General features: G+C 63.6%; 23 protein-coding genes and 1 riboswitch. Of the genes, 14 read left to right on the top strand and 9 right to left on the bottom strand.

The annotated features are described in order from the left end of the window. Nucleotides 1-69: 69 nt before the first annotated feature. The 3 genes from VGO04_RS14130 to VGO04_RS14120 all read right to left on the bottom strand — a co-directional run bounded on the left by VGO04_RS14130 (nucleotide 70) and on the right by VGO04_RS14120 (nucleotide 3,863). Nucleotides 70-864, bottom strand: coding sequence for an acyl-CoA thioesterase (locus tag VGO04_RS14130; RefSeq protein WP_327496587.1), 795 nt, complete (start codon nucleotides 862-864; stop codon nucleotides 70-72). Next, the gene (gene metE / locus VGO04_RS14125; protein ID WP_327496586.1) at nucleotides 861-3,215 is read right to left on the bottom strand and encodes a 5-methyltetrahydropteroyltriglutamate--homocysteine S-methyltransferase; all 2,355 of its coding nucleotides are present in this window, start codon (nucleotides 3,213-3,215) and stop codon (nucleotides 861-863) included. The genes VGO04_RS14130 and metE overlap by 4 nt, the downstream gene beginning before the upstream one ends. A 101-nt stretch (nucleotides 3,216-3,316) precedes the next feature. Continuing rightward, a riboswitch (cobalamin riboswitch) is annotated at nucleotides 3,317-3,536 on the bottom strand. An 18-nt stretch (nucleotides 3,537-3,554) separates the two neighbouring features. Then, complete coding sequence (locus tag VGO04_RS14120; protein WP_327496585.1) at nucleotides 3,555-3,863, bottom strand: hypothetical protein; 309 nt, start codon at nucleotides 3,861-3,863, stop codon at nucleotides 3,555-3,557. A 129-nt stretch (nucleotides 3,864-3,992) separates the two neighbouring features. Here VGO04_RS14120 and VGO04_RS14115 point away from each other — a divergent pair, with 129 nt between their 5' ends. Then, nucleotides 3,993-4,928 carry a LysR substrate-binding domain-containing protein gene (locus tag VGO04_RS14115; RefSeq protein WP_327496584.1) on the top strand — a complete coding sequence of 312 codons (936 nt, stop codon included), beginning with the start codon at nucleotides 3,993-3,995 and terminating at the stop codon, nucleotides 4,926-4,928. A gap of 27 nt (nucleotides 4,929-4,955) precedes the next feature. On the opposite strand, the gene VGO04_RS14110 is transcribed toward VGO04_RS14115, so the two are convergent. From VGO04_RS14110 to VGO04_RS14090, 5 genes are all read right to left on the bottom strand, one after another. Then, complete coding sequence (locus VGO04_RS14110) at nucleotides 4,956-5,693, bottom strand: aspartate/glutamate racemase family protein (RefSeq protein ID WP_327496583.1); 738 nt, start codon at nucleotides 5,691-5,693, stop codon at nucleotides 4,956-4,958. A gap of 5 nt (nucleotides 5,694-5,698) precedes the next feature. Beyond that, on the bottom strand, nucleotides 5,699-6,520 hold the full coding sequence (locus tag VGO04_RS14105) for an ABC transporter permease (RefSeq protein ID WP_327496582.1): 822 nt from the start codon (nucleotides 6,518-6,520) through the stop codon (nucleotides 5,699-5,701). Between the two features lies 1 nt (nucleotide 6,521). Next, nucleotides 6,522-7,436: an ABC transporter permease gene (locus VGO04_RS14100; RefSeq protein ID WP_327496581.1), complete on the bottom strand. Its 915-nt coding sequence runs from the start codon at nucleotides 7,434-7,436 to the stop codon at nucleotides 6,522-6,524. Between the two features lie 241 nt (nucleotides 7,437-7,677). Then, nucleotides 7,678-8,976: a PotD/PotF family extracellular solute-binding protein gene (locus VGO04_RS14095; RefSeq protein WP_327496580.1), complete on the bottom strand. Its 1,299-nt coding sequence runs from the start codon at nucleotides 8,974-8,976 to the stop codon at nucleotides 7,678-7,680. A gap of 32 nt (nucleotides 8,977-9,008) precedes the next feature. Next, nucleotides 9,009-10,097, bottom strand: a complete 1,089-nt coding sequence (locus VGO04_RS14090; RefSeq protein ID WP_327496579.1) for an ABC transporter ATP-binding protein — start codon at nucleotides 10,095-10,097, stop codon at nucleotides 9,009-9,011. Between the two features lie 422 nt (nucleotides 10,098-10,519). On the opposite strand from VGO04_RS14090, the gene VGO04_RS14085 reads away from it, so the two are divergent. The 5 genes from VGO04_RS14085 to VGO04_RS14065 are packed head-to-tail and all read left to right on the top strand — an operon-like array spanning nucleotide 10,520 to nucleotide 15,552. After that, a complete protein-coding gene (locus VGO04_RS14085) occupies nucleotides 10,520-11,362 on the top strand; it encodes a metallophosphoesterase (protein WP_327496578.1) in 843 nt (280 codons plus the stop codon). Then, on the top strand, nucleotides 11,359-12,525 hold the full coding sequence (locus tag VGO04_RS14080) for an ABC transporter ATP-binding protein (protein WP_327496577.1): 1,167 nt from the start codon (nucleotides 11,359-11,361) through the stop codon (nucleotides 12,523-12,525). Before VGO04_RS14085 ends, VGO04_RS14080 begins: the two co-directional genes overlap by 4 nt. Then, nucleotides 12,518-13,432 carry a sugar ABC transporter permease gene (locus VGO04_RS14075; RefSeq protein ID WP_327496576.1) on the top strand — a complete coding sequence of 305 codons (915 nt, stop codon included), beginning with the start codon at nucleotides 12,518-12,520 and terminating at the stop codon, nucleotides 13,430-13,432. The genes VGO04_RS14080 and VGO04_RS14075 overlap by 8 nt, the downstream gene beginning before the upstream one ends. Next, nucleotides 13,429-14,262: a carbohydrate ABC transporter permease gene (locus VGO04_RS14070; RefSeq protein ID WP_327496575.1), complete on the top strand. Its 834-nt coding sequence runs from the start codon at nucleotides 13,429-13,431 to the stop codon at nucleotides 14,260-14,262. The genes VGO04_RS14075 and VGO04_RS14070 overlap by 4 nt, the downstream gene beginning before the upstream one ends. A gap of 24 nt (nucleotides 14,263-14,286) precedes the next feature. Further along, the gene (locus VGO04_RS14065; RefSeq protein ID WP_327496574.1) at nucleotides 14,287-15,552 is read left to right on the top strand and encodes an ABC transporter substrate-binding protein; all 1,266 of its coding nucleotides are present in this window, start codon (nucleotides 14,287-14,289) and stop codon (nucleotides 15,550-15,552) included. 115 nt (nucleotides 15,553-15,667) lie between these two features. On the opposite strand, the gene VGO04_RS14060 is transcribed toward VGO04_RS14065, so the two are convergent. After that, on the bottom strand, nucleotides 15,668-16,651 hold the full coding sequence (locus VGO04_RS14060) for a substrate-binding domain-containing protein (protein WP_327496573.1): 984 nt from the start codon (nucleotides 16,649-16,651) through the stop codon (nucleotides 15,668-15,670). Between the two features lie 233 nt (nucleotides 16,652-16,884). Between VGO04_RS14060 and VGO04_RS14055 the strand changes: the two genes are divergently transcribed. The 8 genes from VGO04_RS14055 (at nucleotide 16,885) to VGO04_RS14020 (ending at nucleotide 26,785) form a co-directional block, all read left to right on the top strand. Beyond that, on the top strand, nucleotides 16,885-17,928 hold the full coding sequence (locus tag VGO04_RS14055; RefSeq protein ID WP_327496572.1) for a substrate-binding domain-containing protein: 1,044 nt from the start codon (nucleotides 16,885-16,887) through the stop codon (nucleotides 17,926-17,928). Between the two features lie 59 nt (nucleotides 17,929-17,987). Continuing rightward, nucleotides 17,988-19,532, top strand: coding sequence for a sugar ABC transporter ATP-binding protein (locus VGO04_RS14050; RefSeq protein WP_327496571.1), 1,545 nt, complete (start codon nucleotides 17,988-17,990; stop codon nucleotides 19,530-19,532). Nucleotides 19,533-19,560: 28 nt separating this feature from the next. Next, the gene (locus VGO04_RS14045) at nucleotides 19,561-20,550 is read left to right on the top strand and encodes an ABC transporter permease (protein ID WP_327496570.1); all 990 of its coding nucleotides are present in this window, start codon (nucleotides 19,561-19,563) and stop codon (nucleotides 20,548-20,550) included. A gap of 2 nt (nucleotides 20,551-20,552) precedes the next feature. Further along, complete coding sequence (locus tag VGO04_RS14040; protein ID WP_327496569.1) at nucleotides 20,553-21,563, top strand: sugar-binding transcriptional regulator; 1,011 nt, start codon at nucleotides 20,553-20,555, stop codon at nucleotides 21,561-21,563. After that, nucleotides 21,560-22,555 carry an aldo/keto reductase gene (locus tag VGO04_RS14035; protein ID WP_327496568.1) on the top strand — a complete coding sequence of 332 codons (996 nt, stop codon included), beginning with the start codon at nucleotides 21,560-21,562 and terminating at the stop codon, nucleotides 22,553-22,555. The genes VGO04_RS14040 and VGO04_RS14035 overlap by 4 nt, the downstream gene beginning before the upstream one ends. 12 nt (nucleotides 22,556-22,567) lie before the next feature. Further along, nucleotides 22,568-24,316, top strand: coding sequence for a glycerol-3-phosphate dehydrogenase/oxidase (locus tag VGO04_RS14030; protein WP_327496567.1), 1,749 nt, complete (start codon nucleotides 22,568-22,570; stop codon nucleotides 24,314-24,316). Next, a complete protein-coding gene (locus tag VGO04_RS14025) occupies nucleotides 24,289-25,131 on the top strand; it encodes a class I fructose-bisphosphate aldolase (protein ID WP_327496566.1) in 843 nt (280 codons plus the stop codon). The genes VGO04_RS14030 and VGO04_RS14025 overlap by 28 nt, the downstream gene beginning before the upstream one ends. 124 nt (nucleotides 25,132-25,255) lie before the next feature. After that, nucleotides 25,256-26,785 (top strand): FGGY-family carbohydrate kinase, encoded by a 1,530-nt coding sequence (locus VGO04_RS14020; RefSeq protein ID WP_327496565.1) that lies wholly within the window; start codon nucleotides 25,256-25,258, stop codon nucleotides 26,783-26,785. The last annotated feature ends 134 nt before the right edge of the window (nucleotides 26,786-26,919 follow it).

Here is a 26,919-nt window from a genome sequence, read left to right as displayed (position 1 = left end):
ACGGCCGCCCGCCATCAAGGCTGTGGATAGGGCGCCCGTGCGGCAATGCATGCTCCGGGAGCCCTCCAGTCAGGCGGCGAAAACGCGCACCGGCCGGTTGTCCTCATCAACGGCGACCATGACGAAGGTTCCGGTGACCGTCCGGCGGCGCATGCCGGTCAACAGCTCTTCCGACCAGAGTTCGACCTCGACGGTCGCTGAGCTGCGACCGGTCCTGATGATCCGGGCGACGGGTTCGATGATCGAGCCGACGGTGATCCGGTGCTTGAAGTCCATGCCGGTGCAGGAGGCGAGGACAGTTGCCCGGCGGCTCCGACGCGACGCCACAATGAAAGCCGCCTTCGTCATTTGCGCGAGCGCGTCGCCGCCGAACATCGCGCCAAAACTATTGGCCTGGTCGGGGAAGACGATGTCGACCATGTGCAGAACGTCGTCATCGTCGGGCGTGCTCGTCGCCATTTCGAGCGGGGGCAGTACCCAACTCGCTTGATCGGCGCCCGGCATCGCGACCATGGTGAACGTGCCACGGCTGCAGAGTTCACGGTCGCCGGTGGCGATATCCTCCGCAGTCATATCGACGGAGACCACCATCGATCGCCTCCCGATGCGGATCGCTTGGGCGGCGAAGCAGACGATCTGGCCGATACGCGCAGGTGCGCGAAAGTCGACGCGATCGCAGGATGCGGTGACGAACGGCACGCGGCCGTGGCGCGTGGCGACGATGAAGGCGATCCGGTCCATGAGCGCGAGACCGGCGCCCCCGAAAAGCGTGCCGTGATGGTTGGTGTCGCCGGGGAAAACGATGTCGATCAGGGTTTGTGGCGCCGAGGTTTCCCTCGGCGCCGTTTCGGTGTGGACCGTCATGCGCGGACAGTCTCGCGAGGCGCTGCGGAGAGGGCCTGTCGCAGCGAACGCGCAGCCGCAACCATGTTGACGAGCGCCGGTCGTGTTTCCGCCCAGCGCCGGGTCTTTAGGCCGCAATCGGGGTTGACCCAGATCTGGTCCGGAGTGAGACCCTCGGTCGCCTTTTCGATGAGGTGTACCATTTCCTCGACGCCGGGCACCCGTGGCGAATGGATGTCGTAGACGCCCGGGCCGATCTCGTTCGGATAGGCCTTCTCGGTGAAGGCGCCGAGCAGTTCCATCTTCGACCTCGATGTCTCGATCGAGATGACGTCGGCATCCATGGCGGCGATCGCCGCCATGATGTCGTTGAACTCGGAATAGCACATGTGGGTGTGGATCTGGGTGGCGTCGGCGACGCCGGCGGCGCTGAGACGGAAGCATTCGACCGCCCAGTCGAGATAGGCCCTGCGGTCGTCCTGTCTAAGCGGCAAGCCCTCCCGCAGCGCCGGTTCGTCGATCTGGATGATGGCGATGCCCACCGCTTCGAGATCGCTCACCTCGTCGCGCAGCGCCAGTGCGATCTGCCTGCACACGACTTGCCGGGGAAGATCGTCGCGCACGAAGGACCATTGCAGCATGGTGACCGGACCCGTCAGCATGCCCTTGACCGGCCGATCGGTCAGCGACTGTGCGAAGGCCGCCCATTCGACGGTCATCGGATTGGGCCGGGAGACGTCCCCGAAGATGACTGGCGGACGCACGTAGCGCGAACCGTAGCTCTGGACCCAGCCGCTCTGGGTGAAGGCATAGCCGGAAAGCTGCTCGGCGAAGTACTGCACCATGTCGTTGCGCTCGAACTCGCCATGGACCAGCACGTCGATGCCGATCTCCTCCTGCCAGCGCACCGCCTGTTCGGTCTCGCGGCGCAGATAGGCGACATAGTCGACATAGCTGAGCTCGCCTTTGGCATGCAGCGACCGGGCGTGCCGAACCTCTGACGTCTGCGGGAAGGAGCCGATCGTCGTCGTCGGGAAAAGCGGAAGCGACAGCCGTTCCGCCTGCAGCTGACGGCGCGTTGCGAATGGCGATTGCCGTCGGCTGTCGGCAGCCGTCAGCATCTTCAGCCGTCCCGCGACCAGCGGATCGTGTATCCTGAGCGAGGTGAGCCGCGCCTTGGCAGCCTCGATCGAGGCCGAGAACACATTCTCGGGATTGGCCAGACCCGGCTCGAAGGCGCGGGCAAGCAGGCTCAGTTCGTCGAGTTTCTGCACGGCGAAGGCAAGCCAGGAGGAAAGCTCGGGATCGAGAGCCCGCTCGAGGTCGAGATCGATCGGCACGTGCAACAACGAGCACGAGGGCGCAAGCTCGATGCGGTCGCGGCCATGGGCGGAGACCAGCGCCTGCAGCCGTCCAAATAGGCCGGCAAGATCGGTGCGCCAGATGTTGCGGCCGTCGACGACGCCGAGGGAAATGATCCGGTCGGCCGGGGTCGATTGGATGAGCGCATCGATCTGTTGCGGGGCGCGTACGAGATCGACATGCAGGCCGGCAACGGGAAGCGCCAGTGCGGCTGCCGTGTTGTCGCCGATCAAGCCGAAATAGGTCGCAAGCATGATCTTCAGCCGAGGGATCTCGGCGGCGAAGGTGCGATAGGCAAGGTCGAGGGCCCGGCGATCCTTGTCCGTGAGATCGAGCACCAGGCAGGGCTCGTCGATCTGGACCCATTCGACGCCGGCATCGGCAAGTTCGGTGAGAACCCGGACATAGGCTGGCAGCAGCCGCTTGATCAGGTCGACGGGATCAAAGCCGCCGCCTTTCGCCTTGCCGAGCTTGAGGAACGTCACCGGACCGAGCAGCACCGGGCGTGTGCGATAGCCGAGCGCTTCAGCCTCAATGTAGGCTTCGAGCGGCCGGTTATGCGTCAGCTCGAAGTGCTGGTAGCGTTCGAATTCGGGCACCATGTAGTGGTAGTTGGTGTCGAACCACTTGGTCATTTCCAGCGCGGGATGGCCGCTGTCGTTTGCCGCATGCGTGCAGCCGGAAGCGCAAGGGGTGCCGGTCGAGCCGCGCGCCATGGCAAAGTAGGTGTCGAGATCGACAGGACCACCCTTCCAGCCATAGGCCGCCGGGATGGCGCCGACAAGCACGGCCGTATCGAGCACGTGATCGTAGAAGGAGAAGTCGTTCGACGGGATGATGTCGATGCCGCGCGCCTTCTGCGCGGCCCAGTTTTCGGCCCGCAGCTTCGCTCCTGTTGCGAGCAACTCGTCGCGTGTGGCTTTTCCGGCCCAATAGCGTTCGAGCGCGAACTTCAGTTCGCGCTGGCGACCGATGCGTGGGAAACCGAGATTGGCAGTCTTGATGGTCATTTCCTTACCCCGAAGGTTGTGGGCAAGGATTTCAATGCGACGCAGCCGCGGCGCGGGAGTTATCCCGCGTCGTCAACGCGCCTCATCGGACACCCCGCCCGTGGACGTTGTTCATCGCGGCAGGTCTCCTGGCTTGCGGGTCGTCACGAGCCGTTCCGTCTTCCCGAGGCGTCTTCCTCAGTGACATCATCGAACGGCCGCTCTCCGCCTACAGTTGCGGGGGCAGCTCCGGCATGGGCGCTTTTGAGGCGCCGCACCGAATTCCCTCTTAGCTCCATCCCGCCAAAAGGCGGGCGAAGAACCACGATGGCAGGACAATGCACTGTCGTCGGGGTCGCGTCAATCGCATAAAGAAATGCTTATGTGTTTATTTTCGCCGGCGGTTGCCCGCGGCGAGATGGCCGCGGTGCGAAGGGCTTGGCCCTGCGTCCGTTCCGGCAACGGCTGTGTCTTGGGTGAGCACTCATCCGGCCAGTGCCACGGATCCGTCGTGTCGCCGACGCGCGCACGGATGTGGTCCTGGTCCCGCGTCAGTCCGATATCCCGGAGCTGGAATTCGTTGAACGTATCGATGGCGACGGGGGAACTGAGGGCCTTATCGGCCCAGTTCAGGACATGATAAATCGTTGATCGCACTGCACTAAGCATTGCTATCCTCATTCTTGGCTGTGGTGTGTTCGCGAAAAAAGTGAGGTTTTTTGCCGCTTCGCGCAAAGCGATTTCTCGCATGCTGGCATAAAGAATGCTTATCTCAACGCCATGAGCAAGATTCCACCCATGAGTGCGGTGCGCGCCTTCGAGGCGGCTGCAAGGCACCTGAGCTTCACCCGCGCCGCCGACGAACTCGGCATGACGCAAGCGGCCGTCAGTTACCAGATCCGGTTGCTGGAGGACCGGGTCGGCACGCCGCTTTTCGTCCGCCTTCCACGCGAGGTGCGGCTGACCGCTGCCGGGCGCCTGCTTGCGCCGAAAGTGACCGAAGCGATCGATCTTCTGGGTGCGGCCTTCTCCGAGATTGCCGACAAGACCGAACATCATCTGCACATCTCGGTGCTGCCGACTGTCGTGTCGAGCTGGCTCGGCCAGCGGCTTGCCTCGTTTCAGACGGCGCATCCGAACATCAGCATCCGCGTCCACATGTCGACCGACTTGATCGACTTCAAGCGCGATGCCATCGATCTCGCGGTACGCAGCGGCGCCGGCGACTGGCCCGGCAACGACGTGTTTCCGCTGTTCCCGCTCGACTACGTGCCGGTCTGCACACCGTCATTCCTGGAGAAGCACCAGCTGAAGGAACCCTCCGACGTGTTGCGGGTCCGGCGCTTCGGCAATGCCAGCTGGTGGCGGCGCTGGATGATCGAGACCGGCGTCGAGCCACCGGCGAGCAACGGCACCGAACTGATCTTCGATGTTCAGGCGATGGATGTCGCGACCACGCTCGCCGACCATGGCATTGCGATCGCCGTCTCGACCTTCCTGATGGAGGAATTGAAGAGCGGCAGGCTCATCCGGCCGTTCGATCATGTCGTTAGGGACGGCCGCGCCTATTGGCTGGTCTATCCGCAGAGTAGCCGGCGTCAAAAGAAGATCCAGGCTTTTCGCGACTGGATCGTTGCCGAAGCGGATGCATCGAACGCGGTGTTGGCGACGGTGATGGATCAATCCTGGTCGCCATCGTCATCTCAAGGCGTGGCCGGGGCATGGCGACTGTGACGGATGAATCCTCATCTCCACATCACCTCAGGCCGTGGCCGGCGCAAGCGCGCTCATCAAACCCGAATAGGACTTGCTGAGCGGCGGCGCGTAGGAGCCGCGCTTGCTGGTGGAAAGTCCTTGCGACACCAGTGCTTCGGCCTGCTTGACCGCGGCCGAGACGCCGTCGATGACCGGTACGCCGTAGTCGGCCTGGAGCATGCGGGCGAGATCCGCCATGCCGGCGCAGCCAAGCACGATCGCCTCGGCGCCGTCCTGATGGAGCGCCAGCTCGATTTCACGCCGGAGCTTGGCAAGAGCGTTGGAACCGTTGTCTTCCAATTCAAGCACGGGAATATCGGCGGCGCGCACCTTCGCCCGGCCGGCCATGCCGTAGTGCCGGGTCAGGTTTTCGATCAGTACCCGCGAACGTTCCAGCGTCGTGACGACGGTGAAGCGCTGCGCCAGCATGGAAGCGGTCGCGACAGCGGATTCGCATAGGCCTACCACCGGGATGCGGGCCAGCGCACGCGCGGCCTCAAGCCCCGTATCGTCGAAGCAGGCGATGACGACGGCGTCCGCGCCTGCGGCTTCGCCGTCACGGATCTCCGCAAGCAGCCCCGGAAGCGCGATCGCACCGTCATAATGCCCCTCGATCGAGGCCGGGCCGGATTTCGACGTGCGGGCGAGGATTTCCGTGTTGGGTTCGGCGACCGCCCGCGCAGCCGCTGCTGCCTTTGACGTCATGGAGGCGGTGGTGTTGGGATTGACGATCAGAATGCGCATCGGGCCTAGCTCAGCTTTGCCTGGCGGCGCCGCAGCATCAGGATGATGGCGAGCGCGACGAGGATGATGGTGAAAGAGAAAAGCGTGGTGACCGTGCCGAGCGCGTAGAGCACCGGCGTCGTCACGTTCGTCGTCATGCCGTAGATTTCGAGCGGCAGGGTATTGTAGCTGCCCGAGGTCATCAGCGTGCGGGCAAACTCGTCATAGGAGAGCGTGAAGCCGAAGAGGCCGACGCCGATCAGGCTCGGGGCAATCATCGGCAGGAGCACGTGGCGAAAGGTCTGCCAGGACGTCGCGCCGAGATCGCGCGCCGCCTCCTCGTAAGCAGGCGAGAACCGGTTGAAGACCGCAAACATGATCAGCACGCCGAAGGGCAGTGTCCAGGTCAGATGCGCGCCGAAACCGGATGAGTACCAGGCGGGTTTCAGACCAAACTGCTGGAAGACAACGCCGATGCCGAGCGAGATGATGATCGACGGCACGACGAGGCTTGCGACGGTCAGATAGAAGAGCGCCGTCGCGCCGCGGAAGCGCCGGCGGAAGGCGAGGCCCGCAAGCAGCGCGACCACGACGTTGACCACCATCACCATCAGCCCGAGCGTGAAGGAACGGCGGAACGAAGCGCCGAAGTCGCCGACCGCCTGCTTCTCGAACAGATTGTAGAACCAGTGCACGGAGACGCCGTTCAGCGGAAAGGTGAGACCGCCGTCCGGTCCCTGAAAGGAGAGGATCAGCACCGCCGAGAGCGGCCCGTAGAGGAACAGCACGAACAGGGTGAAGAAGGCTGCGAGCAGGTAGAAGCCTTTGCCGCGTTTCTCGTGGTTCATGTCAAAGCTCCCTGCGGATATCGACGACGCGCAGGATCGCGGCGACCATCAGGAGAACGACGATCAGGAGAACCACCGCGTTGGCAGCGGCGGCCGGATATTGCAGCAACGACATCTGGTTCTTCATCATCAGCGCCACGGAGGCGCTCTGGCCGCCGGACATGACTTGAACTGTCGAAAAATCCGCCATGACGAGGGTGACGACGAAGATCGAGCCAATGGCGATGCCGGGCTTGGCGAGCGGCAGGATGACGTTCCAGAGGATCTGGCCGCCGGAAGCGCCGCAATCGCGCGCCGCCTCGATCAGCGACCGGTCGATGCGCATCAGCGTGTTGAAGATCGGCGTCACCATGAACAGCGTGTTGAGGTGGACCATGGCAAGCACGACCGCGAAATCGGAATAGAGCAGCCACTCGATCGGCTGCGGGATGAGGCCGAGCTCGATCAGAGTCGAGTTGACGAGGCCGTTGCGGCCGAGCACCGGGATCCAGGAGATCATCCGGATGATGTTGGAGGTCAGGAACGGCACGGTGCAGACGAGGAAGAGCACCATCTGCATGGTGGTGGTGCGGACATGGAAGGCGAGGAAATAGGCGACCCAGAAGCCGATCACCAGTGTCAGCGCCCAAACGAGGACGGTGAACTTCAGCGTGTTGAGATAGGTCTTCCAGGTGACCCAGGAGCCGAGCGTGTCGGCATAGTTCATCGTCAGGAAGTCCGGGTAGAGCCCGGCGAAATCATAGTCCCAGAAGCTGACGACCACGATCGTGAGAATCGGCAGCACGAAGAAGAAGCCGAGGATCAGGGTGAGCGGCAGGGCCTGGATGTAGGAGGCCAGCGTGCGGGGGATGTTGAGGCGCCGAGGTGCCGTCTCTGTTCCGATCTCCCCTGACTGCGATGTCGCAAGTGTCGCCATCTTCGTTCCTCTCTTGTTTTCATCGAATGGGGCTGCCCCTCATCCGCCTGCCGGCACCTTCTCCCCGCAGGCGGGGAGAAGGCAGATGTGGCGCCTCCGGGTCGATCCACACGTATTGTTGGCTTGCGTAACTGCACCGCGCGCCCTTCGTGGCACGTCCCCTCTCCCCGCGAGCGGGGAGAGGGTTAGTCCTCGGGTTTAACCCGAGGAGAGGGGCAGCACCTCAGTGTGGGCGTTGCCGCTAAGCCGCGATGAACTCGTTCCAGCGCTTGATCATGTAGCGGTCCTCGTCCATCACCGAGTTCCAGCAGGCGACCTTGCCCATGCGCTCGTCGAACGAGCCGCCGTCGCGCACCGCACCCGCTTTCTCCATGATCTTGCCCTCGGGCGAGAGGATGTCGCCCTTGGCGGGTTTGCCTTCGACCCAGTAACCCCACTCGTCCTCGGACATGAAGCCCTTGGCGGTTTCCATCGCGGCGGAGTAGTAGCCCTGGCGGTTGAGGTAGGCGCCGACCCAGCCCGACAGGTACCAGTTGATGTATTCGTAAGCAGCATCGAGCTGGGCGCCCTCTAGATGCGCGGCAAGGCCGAGGCCGCCGCCCCAGGCGCGGTAGCCTTCCTTCAGCGGCTGGTACTTGCAGGCGATGCCCTTGGAGCGGACGGCAGCGACGGCCGGAGACCACATGGACTGGATGACAACTTCGCCCGAGGCCATCAGGTTGACGCTCTCGTCGAAGGACTTCCAGAAAGCGCGGAACTGTCCGTCTTGCTTGGCCTTGATCAGGAAGTCGATCGTCTTGTCGATCTCGTCCGTGGTCATGTTGCCCTTGTCGGCATATTTGATGTTGCCCATCGCCTCCATGATCATCGCCGCATCCATGATGCCGATCGATGGAATGTTGAGGATCGCGGTCTTGCCCTTGAAGGCCGGGTCCATGATGTCGGCCCAGGTCGAGATCTCGCGGCCGACGAGATCGGGGCGAATGCCGAGCGTGTCGGCGTTATAGATCGTCGGGATCAGCGTCATCCAGTCGGTCGGCGACCTGGCGAAGGTCTTTGAATCCTGCGCGTCGACGAAGCCGACGGTGTGCGGCGCCGTGCCTTGCGCAACGACGCTCTCGGGCTTCAACTTGCCATCGATGAACAGCGGCACGATCTTGTCGAAGTACTTGATCTTCTTCACGTCCATCGGCTGCATCACGCCGGCCGGAAAGACCTTCTTGGCGATCCAGTATTCGATGTCGGCAATGTCGTAGGAGTCTGGCTGGGTCACCGCGCGCTGGGCTGCGGCGTCGGAATCGGTCGCCGTCATCTCCAGCGTGATGCCGAGGTCTTCCTTGCACTTCTCGGCGATCGCATTGATGTTGGAAACGCCGGTGCCGAACTGGCGCAGCGTGATCGGGTTCTGCGCCCAGATCGTTGGGAACCCGGTGATCACACCGGAGCCGGCGATCGCGCCGACGGCGGCAGCGCCGGTCTTGAGCAGCGAACGGCGTGTCAGGCCGCTCGCAGGTTTCTCGGTCTTGGTTTCAGTCGTCATGGCAGTTCCCCTTCTTGTGATGGTTGATTAGCTCATGCGGAAAGGCGGCCGAGGGGGACGACGTCCTCCAGGGTCCAGCTCAGGGACACCGCGTCGCCGACCGCGACGGGCTTGCTGAAATAGTCGGCGTCGCTGACGATCACCGTGAAGTCGTCGCTGCCGGCGCCGATGGCGGTGAGCTTCACCGAGGCGCCGCGGTATTCGATGTTGGAAACCACGGCCTGGAAGCCGAGGCCCTTGTCGCCCGATGTCGCGAGCCGCACGCGATCGGTGCGGATGCCGATGTCGATCGGCCGGCCGATTTCCTGACCGATGTCGCGCACCGAGAAGGTCTGACCTTCCATCGTCTCCATCTCGACAATGTCGTCGCTGATCGCCCGGACTTTGCCGGAGAGCACATTGTGGTCGCCCATGAAGCGCGCGACGAAGGCGGTTGACGGCCGTTCGAACACGGTTCGGGGTGCCGCCGCCTGTTCGATCCGGCCGTTGTTCATGATGACGATGAGATCGGCGAGCGCCATCGCCTCTTCCTGGCTGTGGGTGACATGCACGAAGGTGATGCCGAGCGACTTCTGCAGCTTCTTCAGTTCGGCGCGCATGCGGATTTTCAGGAACGGGTCGAGAGCCGAGAGCGGTTCGTCGAGCAGCAGCGCTTCCGGCTCGGTGATCAGGGCGCGCGCCAGCGCCACGCGCTGCTGCTGACCGCCTGAGAGCTGGGCCGGACGCCTGGTGCCATAGGCCCCCATCTGCATCAGCTTCAGCATGTCGAGCGCCTTGGCGCGCCTGATCTCACGGTCGACGCCCTTCATCTTCAGGCTGAAGGCGACATTGTCGATGAGGTCGAGATGCGGGAACAGCGCATAGGACTGGAACATCATCGCCGTGCTGCGTTTGGCCGGCGGGAAATCGGTGACGACGACATTGCCGAGCCTGAGATCGCCCGAGGAAATGCTCTCGTGGCCGGCGATCATGCGCAGGGTTGAGGTCTTGCCGCAGCCGGACGGACCGAGGAAGCAGCAGTAGCTGCCGGCGGGGATTTTCAGGCTGATCGAATGCACGGCCGTGGTCGCGCCATACATCTTGGAAACGGAAACGATATCGATCTCTGCGGCTTTCGACATGAGGCGTTCTCCTTGCATCAAAGAAGAAGCATCAATCGTGCCAAGTCTGATCGTCGTGCCTAAGGCTATGTTTTATAGCGGGAATGGCCGTTTTTGGTGCCGGATGCGGTCGTCGACGGTTCAGGGCGACTGCTCATGATTTGGGCTTTTCGTCGTCAATATGCGCAAATTATTGTATACGATAACGTGAAATTTTGAGCACAACGGCCGCGGCACCTCCGCCGGGGTAGGCAAGAGCGAATTTGGCGACCGCTTGGCATTCCTGAAGGTGACGCTTTCATGGAGAAACTGAAAATCAGCTGAGAACGGCTGTTACCAAACTGACATGGCAGCTCCCTAAAGACTGCGGCCAACCACGGCGGAAGGGAGATGCGCATTCTCCGACGCCAATGCCCGCAGCCATCGTCGGAGGCCCGTTTCCCATGAAGATCGTCCAGATCAGCGACACCCATCTCAGCCCCGCCAAAAGCCACTTCAACGGCAATTGGGAACCGGTTCGCGCCTGGATCGAGGACGTCGCACCCGATCTCGTCATTCACACCGGCGACGTGACGATCGATGGTGCCGACCACGAAGACGACATCACCTTTTCGCTTGGCCTGCTCGGCCAACTCTCGATGCCGGTTCTGACCGTGCCCGGCAATCACGATGTCGGCCATCTGCCGGGCTCGCACCAGCCGGTCGACCCGTTGCGGCTTGCCCGCTGGCGCGGCCTTGCCGGCCCCGACTACTGGGTTTCCGATCACGCCGGCTGGCGGCTGGTCGGTCTCAACAGCCTGCTCTTCGGCTTCGAGGACGAAGAGGAAGAAAAGCAGTTCGCCTGGCTGGAAGATCAGTTGCAGGGCCGTGACGGGCGCAAGGTTGCCGTCTTCGCCCATAAGCCGCTGTTCGTCGATGACCCCAACGAAGGCGACACCGGCTATTGGGGCATTCGCCCCCGCCAGCGCCAGCGCCTCTTTGATCTGTTTGCCACTTCTGACGTGGTGTTGCATGCCAGCGGCCACCTGCATTGGGCCTGGACCGGCGAACATGCCGGAATGTCGCTCGTCTGGGCGCCACCGACCTCCTTCATCATCGACACGCTGGAGCGGCCGATGCCGGGCGAGCGGCTGGTCGGCGCCGTCGTGCACGTGTTCACCGACGACGACGTGTCCAGCGAAATCATCCGGGTTCCAGGGGTTGTCAACCACGTGCTCGATCCGATCGTCGAACAGGTCTACCCGCTCGCCGCGAAGAAGAAGATCCAGGTGGAGGCGGCGCAATGAGCGTACTTTCGCTTCGCGCGATCACCAAGTCCTATGGCGGTAACGCCATCCTCAAAGGCGTCAGCCTGGAAGCCGAAGCGGGTGAGTTCATCGCGCTCGTTGGCCCCTCTGGCTGCGGCAAGAGCACGCTTCTGCGCATTGTTGCCGGCCTTGACCATGGCGATACCGGCGAGATCGTCATCGGCGGCAAGAACGTTGCACGCATGCCCGCGGCCGATCGCAACGTCGCGATGGTCTTCCAGTCCTATGCCCTCTATCCGCATCTGACAGCGGGCCAGAACATCGCCGTGCCGCTTGCCATGCGGCGTCTGACGGCGATGCAGCGCCTTCCCGTCATCGGCAATCTTCTGCCCGGGCAAAAGCAGGTCCGAACCGATATCCAGCGTCAGGTCAAGGACATGGCGCTGGCGCTGAAGATCGATCATCTGCTCGACCGCAAGCCCGGCCAGATGTCCGGCGGCCAGCGCCAGCGCGTGGCGCTTGCGCGCGCCATGGTACGCCGCCCGGCCGTCTTCCTGATGGATGAGCCGCTCTCCAACCTTGACGCCAACCTGCGGGTCCATGCCCGGGGCGAGATCGTCGACCTTCATCGCCGTGCTGGCGTACCGACGCTCTACGTCACCCATGACCAGTCGGAAGCGCTGTCGATGGCCGACCGGGTGGCGGTGATGATTGGCGGTAACCTGCTGCAGCTGGCGAGCCCGAAGGAGATCTACGACAACCCCGCCCACATCGAGGTCGCCCGCTTTCTTGGCCAGCCGAAGATCAACGTGCTTGCGACCCGCGCCGATGCTGCCAGCATCGTGCGCTTCGGCGATCTCGTGCTGCTGGCAAAACGGGGGCAGGCACCGGATCAGCCGGTGCAACTCGCCGTCCGTCCGGAATTCGTTCGCTTCCACCCGACAGGCACCGGCCGCCTGACCGCGCGGGTCGAGCGCATGGAGTTTCTCGGCTCGGAGGTGATCCTCCATGCCCGTCTTGACGCGATCGGCGAGGTGATGACGTCGAAGGCGTCGCCATCCGAGGCCGCCTCGCTCAGTCTTGGCCAGCCGGTCGACGTCGAGATCATGGCCGAGCGCGCGATGCTCTTCGGCCAGGACGGCGCGCGCCTTCAGGCCGAGCCGGTTGCGATTGCCGCCACGGTGGAGAAGGTCCATGGCTAGCGTTGGGACCTTCGAAGCCGTGACCGTCGAGCCCGCGACGCGTGAGGCCCGCATCGCCTGGCTGCTCGCCCTTCCGGCGATTGTCCTGCTCTTCCTCTTCATTCTGCTGCCGACGCTGGCGGTGATCGTGCTCGGCTTCACCGATTTCGAGCTCGGCTACGGCAGCTTTCGCTTCGTCGGCTTCGAGAACTATGCCGAGCTCTTCGGCGACCGGACCTTCCGCCGCTCGCTCTGGAACACGGCGGTCTATACGGTGATCGTCACGCCGGTCTCGATCGTGTTGGCGCTGGCGATCGCCATGCTGATCGAGGCGGAAAGCAAGGGCAGGGCCTTCTTCCGCACAGTCTATTTCCTGCCGGTCGCCTCGCTGCTCGTTGCCATGGCAACGGTCTGGCAGTTCCTCTTCCATCCGACCATCGGCCCGATCAACACCTTCCTCGCCCTCTTTGGCATTGCCGGTCCCAACTGGCTCGGCGCTTCCAGCACCGTGCTCTACGGCCTGTCGATTATCGGCATCTGGCAGTCCGTCGGTTTCAACATGGTGCTGTTTCTCGCCGGCCTCACCGCCATCCCGCGCGAACTCTATGCGGCGGCGGAAGTCGACGGCGCGAAATCCTGGTTCGACCGCTTTCGCCTCGTGACCTGGCCGATGCTCGGACCGACGACGCTGTTCGTCGCCACCATCAGCATCATCAATTCGGTGAAGGTGTTCGAGACGGTGAAGACGCTGACCGAGGGTGGGCCGAACAAGGCGTCGGAGGTGCTGCTTTTCACGATCTACCAGGAGGGCTTCGTCTACCTGCGCGTCGGCTACGCTTCGGCGATGACCGTCGCCTTCCTCGCAATCCTCGTCGTCCTGATGTTCCTGCAGTACCGCGTGCTTGACCGGAAGGTGCATTACGCATGACCAACGCTCTTTCCGTTGCACGCATTGCCCGTCTGACGGTGCTCTCGCTTGGCGCTCTCCTCTTCCTCGCGCCCTACATCTTCATGGTCTCGACCGCCGGCAAGGCGCAGAGCGAGATCTTCTCCTCGTCGCTGTCGCTGATCCCGCAGCAGTGGTCCTACATCGAGAATTTTTCGAAGGCCCTGTCGCGGGTCTCGATGACGACGCTGCTCTTCAACGGCGTCATCGTCTGCGCCCTCATCTTCGTCATCCAGATCGTCGTTGCCATCCCTTGCGCCTATGCCATGGCGAAGCTGAAGTTCCGCGCCGCGCGGACCATGATGGTCCTCGTCATGCTCGGCCTGCTCGTGCCGATCCATGCGACGGCGCTGCCGATCTACGTGGCCTTCGACAAGTTGTCGGTGCTGAACAGCTACACGGCCCTTGTGGCGCCTTTTTCGATCTCGGTTTTTGCGATCTTCCTGTTCCTGCAGTTCTTCCGCGCTATGCCCGACGACCTGATCCATGCGGCAAGGCTCGATGGCATGTCGGAGGCCGGCATCGTCGCGCGCGTCATCGTGCCGAATGCCTGGCCGGCGATCACCGCCTTTGCGATCTTCTCGGTGGTTGCCCACTGGAACGATCTCTTCTGGCCGCTGATCGTCGTCACAAACCAGGATTACGCCACGCCCCCGCTCGGCCTGCTCTATTTCCGCGCCGCGGAAGCCGGCGACGACTACGGCGCGCTAATGGCCGCGACCCTCATCATCACCCTTCCCCTCGTGAGCGCATTTCTGCTGGCTCAGAAGCGCTTCGTCGAGGGCATCACCATGACCGGTCTCAAAGGCTGAACGGTCCAACCTGGAGCGCAACCCATGACACATCTGAGACAGCTTTTTACCGCGGCTGCCGCATCGCTGATGCTTGCCGCACCCGCCTATGCCGAGACACAGCTGACGGTGCATTATCCGATGCCCGGATTCTTCAAGGACGTGATGGACACGATCTCGAAGAAGTTCATGGAAGAAAACCCCGACATCAAGATCACCTTCGCCAACCCCTCGGCGACCTATGAGGAAGGCATCCAGACGATCATGCGTCAGGCGGGTACCGCCGAAATGCCGGATCTCACCTTCATCGGCCTCAACCGCCTGCGCATGGTCAACGAGCGTGACATTCCCGTCGACCTCGGCCCGTTCATCGCCAAGGACGGAAACATGGCCGAACAGGGCTTTTCGGAAAACATCCTGAAGCTTGCCCAGGTCGGCGGCAAGCAGGTGGGCCTTGCCTTCGCCACCTCCAACCCGATCATGTATTACAACGCCGATCTGGTGCGCAAAGCCGGCGGCGACCCGGAAAACCCGCCAAAGACCTGGGACGAGGTCATCGCGCTCGGCGGCAAGATCAAGGCGCTCGGCGACGGTAACGAAGGCATCGACTTCCGCTGGCAGGGCGACGACTGGATGTTCTCGGCACTACTCTTCGGTGCCGGCGGCGACATGCTGAGTGCTGACGAAAGCAAGGTTGCGTTCAATGGCCCCGAAGGCGAGAAGGCCGTCGAAGTGCTCGACCGCATGGTCAAGGAAGGCGGTCTGCCTGTTCTGACCAAGCAGGCCGGCGAACAGGCCTTCGTTGCCGGCAAGATCGGCTTTGCCTTCCAGACGACCGGGGCCCTGCGCAACACGATCAAGAATGTCGGCGACAAGTTCGACCTGCGGACCGCCCATATCCCTCTGATCGATCCGGTGAATGGCAAGCTGCCGACCGGCGGCAATGCCGTCGTCATCCTGACCCGCGACGCCGAAAAGCAGGAAGCTGCCTGGAAGTTTGCGAAGTTCGCCGCCGGCCCCTATGGCGCGTCGGTCGTCGTTCCCGGCACCGGCTACGTGCCGAACAACGAGCTTGCCGCCAAGTCGCCGGAGTATCTGGCCAACTTCTACAAGGAAAACCCGCTGTTTCGCGCCGGTCTCGAACAGATGCCGCGCATGCGCCCCTGGTATGCTTTCCCGGGCAGCAACGGCGTGAAGGTCACGCAGACGATCGTCGAAAACCTCTCGCGCATCGTCGAACAGACGGCAACCCCGAAGGAAGCGCTGGACGAGGCCGCGGCCGAAGTCGAAAGCCTGCTGCCGCGCAGCTGAACCAACCTTTTGTGACGTTTGTCGCCGCCCCGGAGGAAACTTCGCGGGCGGCGTTTTTCATGCCGGCGCGATGTCAGCAGGCGAGGAGAGCTTCTCCGATTGCCTGGTTTCGAGGCTAGAGATGCCGAACGGTCCCGCCGGGATAGAGCCGGCCGTCGAGGGTGAGATGGCGGCAGCGCGAGGCATTCTCGGCCATGTCGAGCAGCAGCGCTGCTGCGGCGAGCCCCATGTCGCCGTCGGGCATCGCGATCGTCGTGAGCGTCGGGCTCATCAGCCGCCCGAGCGCAATGCCGTCGAAGCCGGCGACCGAGACGTCGGCCGGCACCGACAGTCCCTCGCGACGCAAGGCCGCGATGACGCCGAGAGCGAGAAGGTCATTGGAGGCGATGATTGCCGTTGGGCGATGGTGGGCGATGACGACGCTGAGGTCTAGGTTCTCATAGCCGTCGACGAAGGGGATCTCGACGGCTTCCAGCGGCGCGACGCCGGCTTCCCGCATCGCCACGCAATATCCTTCGTAGCGCAGGCGCGCCCGGTCGGACGAGTGAAAGTGGCCAGAGACGACGACAATGCGGCGGTGCCCATGCGCCAGGATATGCCGGGTCAGTTCGAAGCCGGCACGATAATTGTCGACGGTAACCGCGGCGGCGAAACGGGCGACGGGCCGGTTGTTGAGAAGCACCGTCGGCGGCAATGCCGCCGACAGCGCCTCGCTGGTGCGGGCATCGCAGAGCGTCAGGATCAGGCCGGTCGGGCGCTGTTCGAGCAGCGAGCGCACGGCGCGGGCTTCCAGTGCCGGGTCGTAATTGGATTGGGCGATCAGCACGCCGTGGTTGGCCGCCTGCAGTCGGTGCTGGATGCCGGCGAGCGAGGCGGCAAAAACCGGGTTTGTGACGCTCGGCACCAGCACGCCGACGATCGGCTGGCTGCGGCTGGCGGTGCGCCCTGCAGCCGGAGGCGGCCGATAACCAAGTTCGGCGGCCGCCCGGCGTACGCGGCGCACCATCTCGTCGCTGACCGGCCCTTCGCCGGTGAGCACGCGCGAGACAGTCGCCAGCGAGCAGCCGGCATGAAAGGCGATCTGTTGAAGGGTAGCCATCGCCGCCCTCTAGCCGATCCCCATGACAGCAGATTGAAGGAAGCGGCGCCGGTTTTCCACTTCGGGAATGAATTATTATTCATCGCGTGAATTATATTGACACTCACCGAGTCCGCCGCTTTAATCGTGACTGTCGGAAGTCGAGGAGGAGTTCCGGCGAACTCATACATTCAGCGGTCGCAGGAAGCGACCCTATCGGTTTTTGGGAGGGGCTTCGGCCTCGAGGAGGAAGCGTGCGCAAATTTTTCAGCACGACCGCTCTGGCGGTCATTGCATCATCGGCTTTGGCAAGTTCGCTTTGGGCCACTTCGGCGAGTGCAGAGACGGCGAACCCGTTTCGCTGCCAGCCCGGCGAAAAATACGTCATGAACGTCATGGTCTCGGGCGTCGAATACTGGTTCCCGGTCTATGAGATGTTCAAGCAGGCCGGCCAGCAGCTCGGCTGCGAGACCGAATATACCGGCACGCCGGAATACGACGTCAACAAGCAGATCGCCACCTTCGACCAGGCGCTCGCCCAGAACCCGGCCGGCATTCTGGTGCATCCGATGAACTCCGATCCGTTCATCGAACCGATCAACCGGGCGATCGATCAGGGCACGGCGGTCGTCACCTTCGCAGCGGACTCGCCGTTGTCGAAGCGCGTCTCCTTCATCACCTCGGACAACACCCGCGAAGGCACCTATGCCGCCGACGCGATTGCCGAGAAGATGGGTGGCAAGGGCGAGTATGCGGTCCTCGAAAACCCCGGTCAGGACAACCACGACAAGCGCATCGCCGCCTTCGTCGCCCGCATGGGGGAAAAGTGGCCCGAGATGAAACTTGTCGGCCGCGCCGCCTCCAACCAGGATCCGAACAAGGCCTATCAGGGACTGATGAGCCTCATCCAGGCCAATCCGAACCTCGGCGCCGTGTTCATGCCGGAAGCGAACTCGGCAATCGGTGCTGCCCAGGCCAGCAAGGAAAGCGGCGGCAAGGTGCTGGTCATGTGCGCCGACGTCAACGCCAACATTCTCGACATGATCAAGGCCGGCGAAGTCTTCGGTTCGATCAACCCGAACCAGGGTATGCAGGGCTACATGGGCTTCATGTTGCTCTGGCTCGCGAAACACCCGGAACTGATCGACCCGATGAACGACGCCAAGCGCTCGGGCTTCAACCCGATGAGCATCCCCGTCGTCGACAACGGCCTTTCCATCGTCACCGCCGAAAATGCCGATGACTTCTACTGGGACAAGTACCTGAAGCGTCGTGGTACCAAGGGTATCGACGAGTAAGGATACGACTTGGCTGCCCGGCGTGCGTCGGGCAGCCAGTGATGCGGGTGGAGGACGGCATGGCAGCACAACCGGTTCTGGAGGTCCGGCGCGTCACCAAGCATTTCGGTGCGGTGAAGGCGTTGACGGAGGTGAATTTTCAGCTGGAGCGGGGAGAAATCCACGCGCTCTGCGGCGAGAATGGCGCAGGCAAGTCCACGCTGATGAACATCATTGCCGGCGTGTTGCAGCCGAACGACGGTGACGTGCTGGTCGACGGCGCGCCGGTCAAAATCGGCTCGCCGGCGATCGCCCAGACGCTCGGCATCGGCCTCGTCCACCAGGAAATAGCCCTCTGCCCGGATGCGACGGTGGCGGAGAACATGTTCATGGCTGCCACCAACCGCCGCCGCTCGCCGCTGATGAACTACGGCGCGCTGGAGCGTGAGGCCCAGCTCGTGATGAACCGGCTTGCACTGATCGATGTTCGCCGCAAGGTCGCCGACCTCGGCATTTCCAGCCAGCAGCTTGTCGAGATCGCAAAGGCGCTGACGCTCGATTGCCGCGTGTTGATCCTCGACGAGCCGACCGCGGCACTGACGGAGGCCGAAGCCCAGGCGCTGTTCGGCATCATCCGTGACCTCAAGGCCGCGGGTATTTCGATCATCTATATCAGCCACCGCATGGCCGAGATTTTCTCACTCTGCGACCGCGTCACGGTGTTTCGCGACGGCCGCCATGTGGTGACGGAAAATATCGCCGACGTGACGCCCGACGATGTCGTGCGTCGCATGGTCGGCCGCGAAATCAGCCAGCTCTATCCGCCGAAACAGGCGCCGAACGCGCGCTCGGACGAGACCATTCTTTCCGTGCGGCAGCTTGGCGATGGCGATCGCATCGACAATGTGTCCTTCGACCTGAAGCGCGGCGAAATCCTCGGCATCGGTGGCCTGATCGGTTCGGGCCGCACCGAGATTGCCGAGGCGATCTGTGGCCTCAGAGCCAGGTCGAAAGGCGAGGTCGCGTTGCGCGGAAAAGTCCAGCGCATCGCCAACTACCGCGACGCGGTCAACGCCGGCATCGTCTACCTGTCGGAAGACCGCAAGGGCTCCGGCGTCTTCACCGAGCTGTCGATCGCCCAGAACATATCCGTGCTCGATCTGAAGACGCTGACCGGTCCGCTTGGATTGTTGAACGCGAGGGCCGAAGCCGATCTTGCCCGCGATTTCGTGCGCCGCCTCGGCGTGCGCATGGGCGGCATCGACATGCCGGTGTCGTCGCTTTCGGGCGGCAACCAGCAGAAAGTGGCAATCGCCAAGCAACTGGCCGTCCGCCCGCAGGTGATCCTGATGGACGAACCAACGCGGGGCATCGATGTCGGCGCGAAATCCGAGATCCACAGGCTGCTGCGCGAGCTTGCGGAGACCGGCATCGGCATCGTCGTCATCTCATCGGAACTGCCGGAACTGCTCGGGCTCTGCGACCGGGTTCTGGTGGTGCGCGAGGGCGCGATCGCCGGCGAACTTAACGATAGTGACATGAGCGAGGAGGCGGTGATCCGTCTGGCGTCCGGCGTGACGCAGACGGATCGGATCGCAACGGGCAGGACAACACATGTCGCCTGAAAGAACGGAAAGAGCCGGGGAGGCGGAAATGGCAGTGGATACGATGGTTGCAACCGAGAGGCAGGCGCCGGCCTGGAAACGCATCGGCACGATGCGCGAGGCAGGGCTGATCGCGATCATCCTGGCACTTGGCATCATCATGAGCTTTGCCTCGCCGCATTTTCTCACCTTCGGCAACATGCGCGCCATGCTGATGAGCTTTTCGGTTGAAGGCATCGTCGTTGTCGGCATGACGATCCTGTTGATCGTCGGCGGTATCGACCTCGCCGTCGGTTCTGTCGTCTGCTTCGCCATGGTGCTCGCCGGTTCGCTGTTTTTGGCCGGCGTCGATCCCTGGACGGCCTCGCTGGTCGGAATTCTCGCCAGCAGCATGATCGGCATGATCATGGGCTTCTTCGTGACCGTGGTCGGCCTCAACCATTTCATCACGTCGCTGGCGGCGATGGTCATCGTGCGCGGCCTCTGCCTCGTCATCACCAAGGGTACGCCGCTGTCGCTCTTCACGCTGCCTGCCTCATTCAAGGCGGTGGGGCAGGGCACGTTCCATGGTGTCCCTTATGTCATCCTGATCTTCGTCGCCGTCGTGATCCTGTTCGACTTCCTGCTGCGTCGTGCCACCGCCTTCCGCAAGGTGTTCTATACGGGCAGCAACGAGAAGGCGGCGCTCTACTCGGGCATCAAGACCAAGCAGGTGAAGTTCTGGGTGACGGTGCTCTGCTCGACGCTCGCGGGTGTCGCCGGCGTCATCTATATGTCGCGCTTCGGGGCGGCGACGCCGACCTTCGGTGTCGGCATGGAACTCAACATCATCGCCGCGGCCGTCATCGGCGGCGCCTCGCTCAACGGCGGCTCCGGCACGATCCTCGGCGCCATTCTCGGCATGGCCCTGCTTTCGGTCGTCACCAGCTCTTTGATCCTTCTCGACGTGTCCGTCTATTGGCAGGACATGATCAAAGGCTGCATTCTCCTGGCTGCCGTTTCCATCGACCACTTGCTGCACAAGCGGAAGGCCGTCTGACCATGCCGATTGCCAAACCCACACTCTCCCCGGTTTCGAATGCCCGCGAGGAACTTGTCGTCGCCAGGCAGATGCACCAGGCGCTGGTCCTGCACTTCCTCGAAGGGCTGACCCAGTCGCAGATCGCCGACCGGCTCGGCATCTCGCAGCCGACCGTCAACCGGCTGATCAAGCGCGGCCGCCAGCTCGGCCTCGTCGAAATCAAGATCAAGTCGCCGATCGAACCGCTGGTCGACATGGAAGAGCAGCTGCTTGCGATCGGCGGCATCCGCCGGGCGATCGTCGTGCCGACGGTTTCTGACAACCAGCAGACCGCGCTTCAGGCGGTCGGCGAGGCGGCAGCAAGGCTGCTGCTTGAAGAGATCGGCGACGGCGACACCATCTGCATCACCGGCGGCAAGGGCGTCAGCGCCGTCGTCGCGGGGCTCCAGGCGCCGCGCCGCTTCGATGTCGAGGTGATCCCGGCGACCGGCTGCGTCCAGGGCAAGCACTATACCGACGTCAACCACGTCTCGACGCTGATGGCCGACCGGCTCGGCGGTCGCTCCTTCCAGATCCACGCGCCGCTCTTTGCCGACAGCGCCGCCGAGCGCGCGATGCTGATCAACATGCGCTCGGTCGCCGATGTTTTCGGCAGGGCGCGTGAGGCGAAGGTCGCGGTGGTCGGCATCGGCTCAATCCTGTCGGACGATTCGAGTTACTACGACCTGCATCCGTCCTCGAGCACCGACCGGGCGGCGATCGAACGATCCGGCGCAAGCTGCGAACTCTTGGCCCACCTGCTCGATGACAAGGGCCAGGTCTGCGACTACAGCCTCAATCGTTCGCTGGTTTCGCTGACGCTTCAGGAGTTTGCCTCGATCCCGATGAAGATCGGCGTGGCGAGTGGGCCGAACAAGGCAGGACCGATCCTCAGCGTCATGCGTGGGCGGCATCTCGACACACTGGTGACGGACGAAGCGACCGGCGAGCGGGTGCTCGCAATGGCTAGTGAAAAGGGACTTCTGGCATGAGTGGGGATCAATTGATGCGGGAGATCGGCCGTTCGGGCGTGAAGGCTTCGGCCGTCGGGCTCGGCACCTGGGCGATCGGTGGCTGGATGTGGGGCGGCACCGACGAACGGGAATCGATCGCTGCGATTCAGGCTTCGCTCGACGCCGGTGTGACGCTGATCGACACGGCGCCGGCGTATGGCCTCGGCCGCTCGGAGGAGATCGTCGGCAAGGCATTGGTCGGCCGGCGCGACAAGGCGGTCATTGCCACCAAATGTGGGCTCGTCTGGCACACCGACAAGGGCCGGCACTTCTTCGACCAGGACGGCAAGCCTGTGCATCGCTATCTCGGCCGCGACGCGATCCGTCACGAGGTGGAGCAGAGCCTGAAGCGGCTCGGCACCGACTATATCGACCTCTATATCACCCACTGGCAGGACCCGACGACGCCGATCGAGGAAACGGTTGCAGCACTCGAAGAGCTGCGCCAGGCGGGCAAGATCAGGGCGATCGGCGCCAGCAATGTCGGCCGAAGCGAACTGGAGCAGTACATCGCGATCGGAGGGCTCGATGCAATCCAGGAACGCTTCAGCATGATTGATCGCGAGATCGAGGCGGAGCTGTTGCCGCTGACGAGGCGCAACAATGTGGCGACGCTCAGCTATTCGTCGCTGGCGCTGGGGCTTCTCTCGGGTGGCATCGGACCAGAGCGGGTGTTTTCCGGCGACGACCAGCGGCGTGACAATCCGCGCTTTTCGGTCGGCAATCGCGAGAAGGTCGCGGCGTTTGCAAAGACGATCCGGCCAATCGCAGATAAACATGGCGCGACGATTGCCCAGATCGTGATTGCCTGGACGCTTGCCCAGGAGGGTGTGACCTTTGCGCTTTGCGGTGCCCGCAATCCGGCGCAGGCGCTCGACAATGCCCGGGCCGGAACGATCCGGCTCGATCAGGACGACCTTTCGACAATCGACGCGGCGGTCGCCGCGAAGCTGGCGAACATGGACAGGTAACGGGCTGGCATCATGAACCGTGAAGAGATTTTCAACGGGCTCGCCGAGAGCCCGAAGGTAGACGTGTGCGTCCTTGGCGGCGGCATCAATGGCCTCAGCGTCTTTCGCGAACTGGCGCTGCAGGGGGTGAACGTGCTGCTCGTCGAGAAGCACGACTACTGTTCGGGCGCGAGTGCGGCGCTGTCGCGCATGGTTCATGGCGGCTTGCGTTATCTCGAAAACGGCGAGTTCAGCCTTGTTCGGGAATCGCTGGTGGAGCGTGACCGGTTGCTGAAGAACGCGCCGCATTACGTTGCGCCGTTGCCGACGACCGTGCCGATCTTCGACATCTTCTCGGGGCTCGCCAACGGTGCGGTGCGCTTCCTCGGCCTGACGCGGCGCCCGAGCCGCCGCGGTGCGGTCGCGGTCAAGATGGGCCTCGGCATTTATGACTTCCTGACGCGGAAGCGCGCGCTCATGCCGAAGCACGCGTTCCGCGGGCGGCGCGCCACGCTGTCGCGTTGGCCGGCGCTCAACCCGCAGATCAAAAGTTCGGCCACTTACTACGACGCCTGGGTCAGCCAGCCCGAACGTCTCGGCATCGAGCTTCTGAAGGATGGGCTTGCCGCTGGATCCCATGCCCGCGCGGTCAACCATGCGGAACTGACGTTGACGGCGCCGGGGCGCTACGAACTCAAGGACGGCGTGACCGGCACTGTCGCCGCCATCGAACCGGCGTTGATCATCAACGCCACCGGCGGCTGGATCGACATCGCCAACGGCGCACTGTTCTCGAAGGCATCGAGGCCGGCGCCGCTGATGGGCGGCACCAAGGGATCGCACCTCATCATCGACAATCCCGAGCTCATGGAAGCGCTCGACGGGCACATGATCTATTACGAGAACGAGGATGGCCGCATCTGCATCCTCTTTCCCTATCTCGGCAAGGTGCTGGTGGGCTCGACCGACATCCGCGTCGATGACCCGGAAACGGTCCGCTGCGAGCCGGACGAGCGCGACTACATCCTCCAGTCTCTCGCTTTCGTCCTGCCTGACATCAAGATCCGGCCGGAAGAGGTGGTCTTCCAGTTTTCGGGCGTGCGGCCGCTGCCGGCAAGCGAAGACAGTTTTACGGGACGCATCCCGCGCGACCATTTCTGCACCTTTGTCGAGACGGGCGACAACGGCCCGCCGGTGCTGTGCATGATCGGCGGCAAGTGGACGACGTTCCGATCCTTCGGCGAACTGGCGGCCGATCTCGCGCTGGAACGCCTGGAACGCCAGCGCCGAGTGGCTACCGGCGACCGCGCAATTGGCGGCGGCCGGCATTTCCCTTCCGATCGCGAGGCCTGGATCCACGATGTCGCGCTGGCGACCGGTCTTTCCAAGGAGCGGATGCGCACGCTTCTTGCGCGCTACGGAACGGACTCGACGCTGATTGCCGACTTCATTGCCGTGGGCAGCGACCATGTTCTTCCGCATCCCGGTTACTCGGCGCGCGAGCTGCAGTTCCTGATCCGCAACGAGGCCGTCGAGCACCTCGACGATCTGCTCCTGCGCCGCACGACGCTGGCGATATCGGGCGAGCTCTCGCTCGACATGACCGACGCTGCTCTCGCTTTGCTGGCGCATGAAAAACACTGGCCGCCGGCCCGCGCCGCACACGAGCGTGAACGCTTTCTCACCCTCCTCGCCGCGCGCCACGGCGTCGACGAGGAAACCCTTTCCGCACGGAACGAACAAAGGAGTGCATTATGCGAAACAACAGCAAGGTCCGGATGAACCGTCTCTTCGGTGGTGGACGTTGCCTCGATGTCGCGATCGACCATGGCGTCTGCAACGAACCATCGTTCCTCAATGGCCTCGAAGACATGTCGGCGGTGGTCAAGGCGCTGGTTGCCGCCAGCCCTGACGCGATCCAGATGAATTTCGGCCAAGCCGATCTGCTGCAGGAGGTTCCGGGCAAGGACAAGCCGGCGCTGGTCATGCGGCTCGACATGGGCAATCCTTACAACCGCATTCGCCACCGGCACATGTGGGCTGTGCTGCAGAACGAGGCCGAGCCGCTGATCGGCGCCTTGGCGATGGACGCGGCCTGCGTCGTCGTCAACCTGTTCATGCTGCCGGATGAGCCCGATCTCTTCCGGCAATGCGTCGCCAACATTTCGCGCGTCCGGGCCGATTGCGACAAATACGGCATGCCGTTGATGATCGAGCCGCTGGTCATGCAGCCGGTCACCGAGCATGGCGGCTACATGGTCGATGGGGATGCCGAGAAGATCGTGACGCTGACCCGCCTTGCGCGCGAGATGGGTGCCGATATCGTCAAGGCGGACCCAACAACCAATGCGGAGGATTTCCACAGGGTCGTCGAGGCGGCGCGCTGCCCGGTTCTGGTGCGCGGCGGCGGCAAGGAAGACCTGCGCAACGTCTTTGACAAATCGGCGGCCTTGATGCGCCAGGGCGCAATGGGCATGGTCTATGGACGGAACATCTACCAGCACGCCAATCCGAGCGCCGTCGTTAGCGGCCTGATGGCGATCATCCATGAGGATGCCAGCGGCGAGGAAGCCTACGCGCTTTACCAGCGCGGTTGAGAATGACTGGGACGTGTCGTGCCTTAAGGCGCGATGCGTCATGTGTTGGGTTGGAGCACGCCGTCGCTAAGGAGAGTGGCGGCGCCTCGACCGAAAGGATCAGAACCTTGGGAGGGGTTCGCGCATGGGAGAGTATCTGCTCGGGATCGACGCCGGCAACACCGTGATCAAGGCGGTGCTGTTCGACCGAGAGGGCAACGAGGTCGCGTTCGCCGCGGAAGAGGGACACAGCCATATGCCGGCGCCCGGCCATGTCGAGCGCGGGCTCGGCGAGCTCTGGAGCCAGGCACAGGTGGTCATCCGCACCGCAATCGAGCGTGCCGGTATCCGGGCGGACGAGATCGTCGCGATCGGCTGCGCCGGACACGGCAACGGCCTTTATGCGCTCGACCGCAATGGCGAACCGCTCATCGCCATCCAGTCGCTCGACACCCGCGCCGCGGGCATCGTCGATGAATGGCGGGGGGAGGGCGTCGGCGCGCGGACCTATCCGATCGCCGGACAAAGCCCCTGGGCGTCGCAAACGCCGACGTTGCTCGCCTGGCTGAAGCGTTTCCGGCCGGATCTCTTCGCGAAAATCGGCACGGTGTTCCTCTGCAAGGATTTTGTCGTCAATCGCCTGACCGGCGCCCGCGTCAGCGATGTCTCCGACATGAGCGGCGCCGGCTTGCTCGACGTGGCGGGACGGCGCTACGACCAGGCGCTGATGGCCGCCTACGGCCTTGGCGACAGCATGGATCTGCTGCCGGATCTCTTTGAGAGCGATGCGATCGTCGGCAGGGTCAGCGCGACGGCGGCGTCGGAGACGGGCCTTTCGGCCGGCACCCCCGTTGTCGGCGGCCTCTTCGACGTTGTCGCCTCGGCAATCGGCTCGGGGGTGACAAGGACAGGAGCGGCCTCGATCATCGCCGGCACCTGGAGCATCAACCAGGTGATCGTCGATCGGCCCGATCTCTCGCGGCCGATCTTCATGTCCTCGACCTTCGATCGCACGCGCTACATGGCGATCGAGGCGAGCGCCACCTCCGCCGCCAATCTCGAATGGCTGGTGCGGGAACTGTTTCCGCACGATGGAAAGGACGGTCGCTCGCCCTTCGACCTCTGCTGCCAGCTGGCGGCAGAGATCGAGCCCGGCGCGGACGATCCGCTCTATCACCCCTATCTCTACGGGGCTCAGCAGGACGGTCATGCCCGGGCGGGCTTCTACGGTGTCGCCGGCTGGCACACGAAGGGGCATCTGGTGCGCGCCGTGCTCGAAGGCGTCGCCTTCGGCCATCGCCAGCACATCGCGACGCTGCGTGCCGCCGGTGCGCGCTTTAGCGAGGCGGTGCTGTCGGGCGGCGGATCGCGCAGCCTGATCTGGCCGCAGATCTTCGCCGACGTGCTTGACGTGCCGGTCACGGTCGCCCGGTCGCGCGAGACCGGCGCGCTTGGGGCCGCGATCACCGCAGGCGTCGGGATCGGGCTGTTTGCCGACCTTTCGGCCGGTGCGGCCGCGATGGTCCGCACCGAGCGGCATTACCGTCCCAACCCGGCGTTGCGGGCGCATTACGACAGGCGTTTCGCGCTCCACGGCGACATTGCTGCCGCGCTGGCACCCATCTGGCGCCGGCTGGCCAAGGCAGAACCGGTGGAAAGGGATGCCGCCGCCTGATTGCTGATCGGCGAAGACCGCGATCGACCGCTGGCCGGGCCCCGCGCATGCACGGCTTGGCCAGCGGTCGAAAGCTCGGACGTCGGTCGGTCGCAGCTTGCCCGGGGGCGCAGGCAGCGCTGCGGCGAACCGAC

The organism is Ensifer sp. (assembly GCF_035999185.1).
In the GTDB taxonomy this organism is placed as follows: Bacteria; Pseudomonadota; Alphaproteobacteria; order Rhizobiales; family Rhizobiaceae; genus Ensifer.
This window is presented reverse-complemented; position numbering and strand designations above follow the sequence as displayed.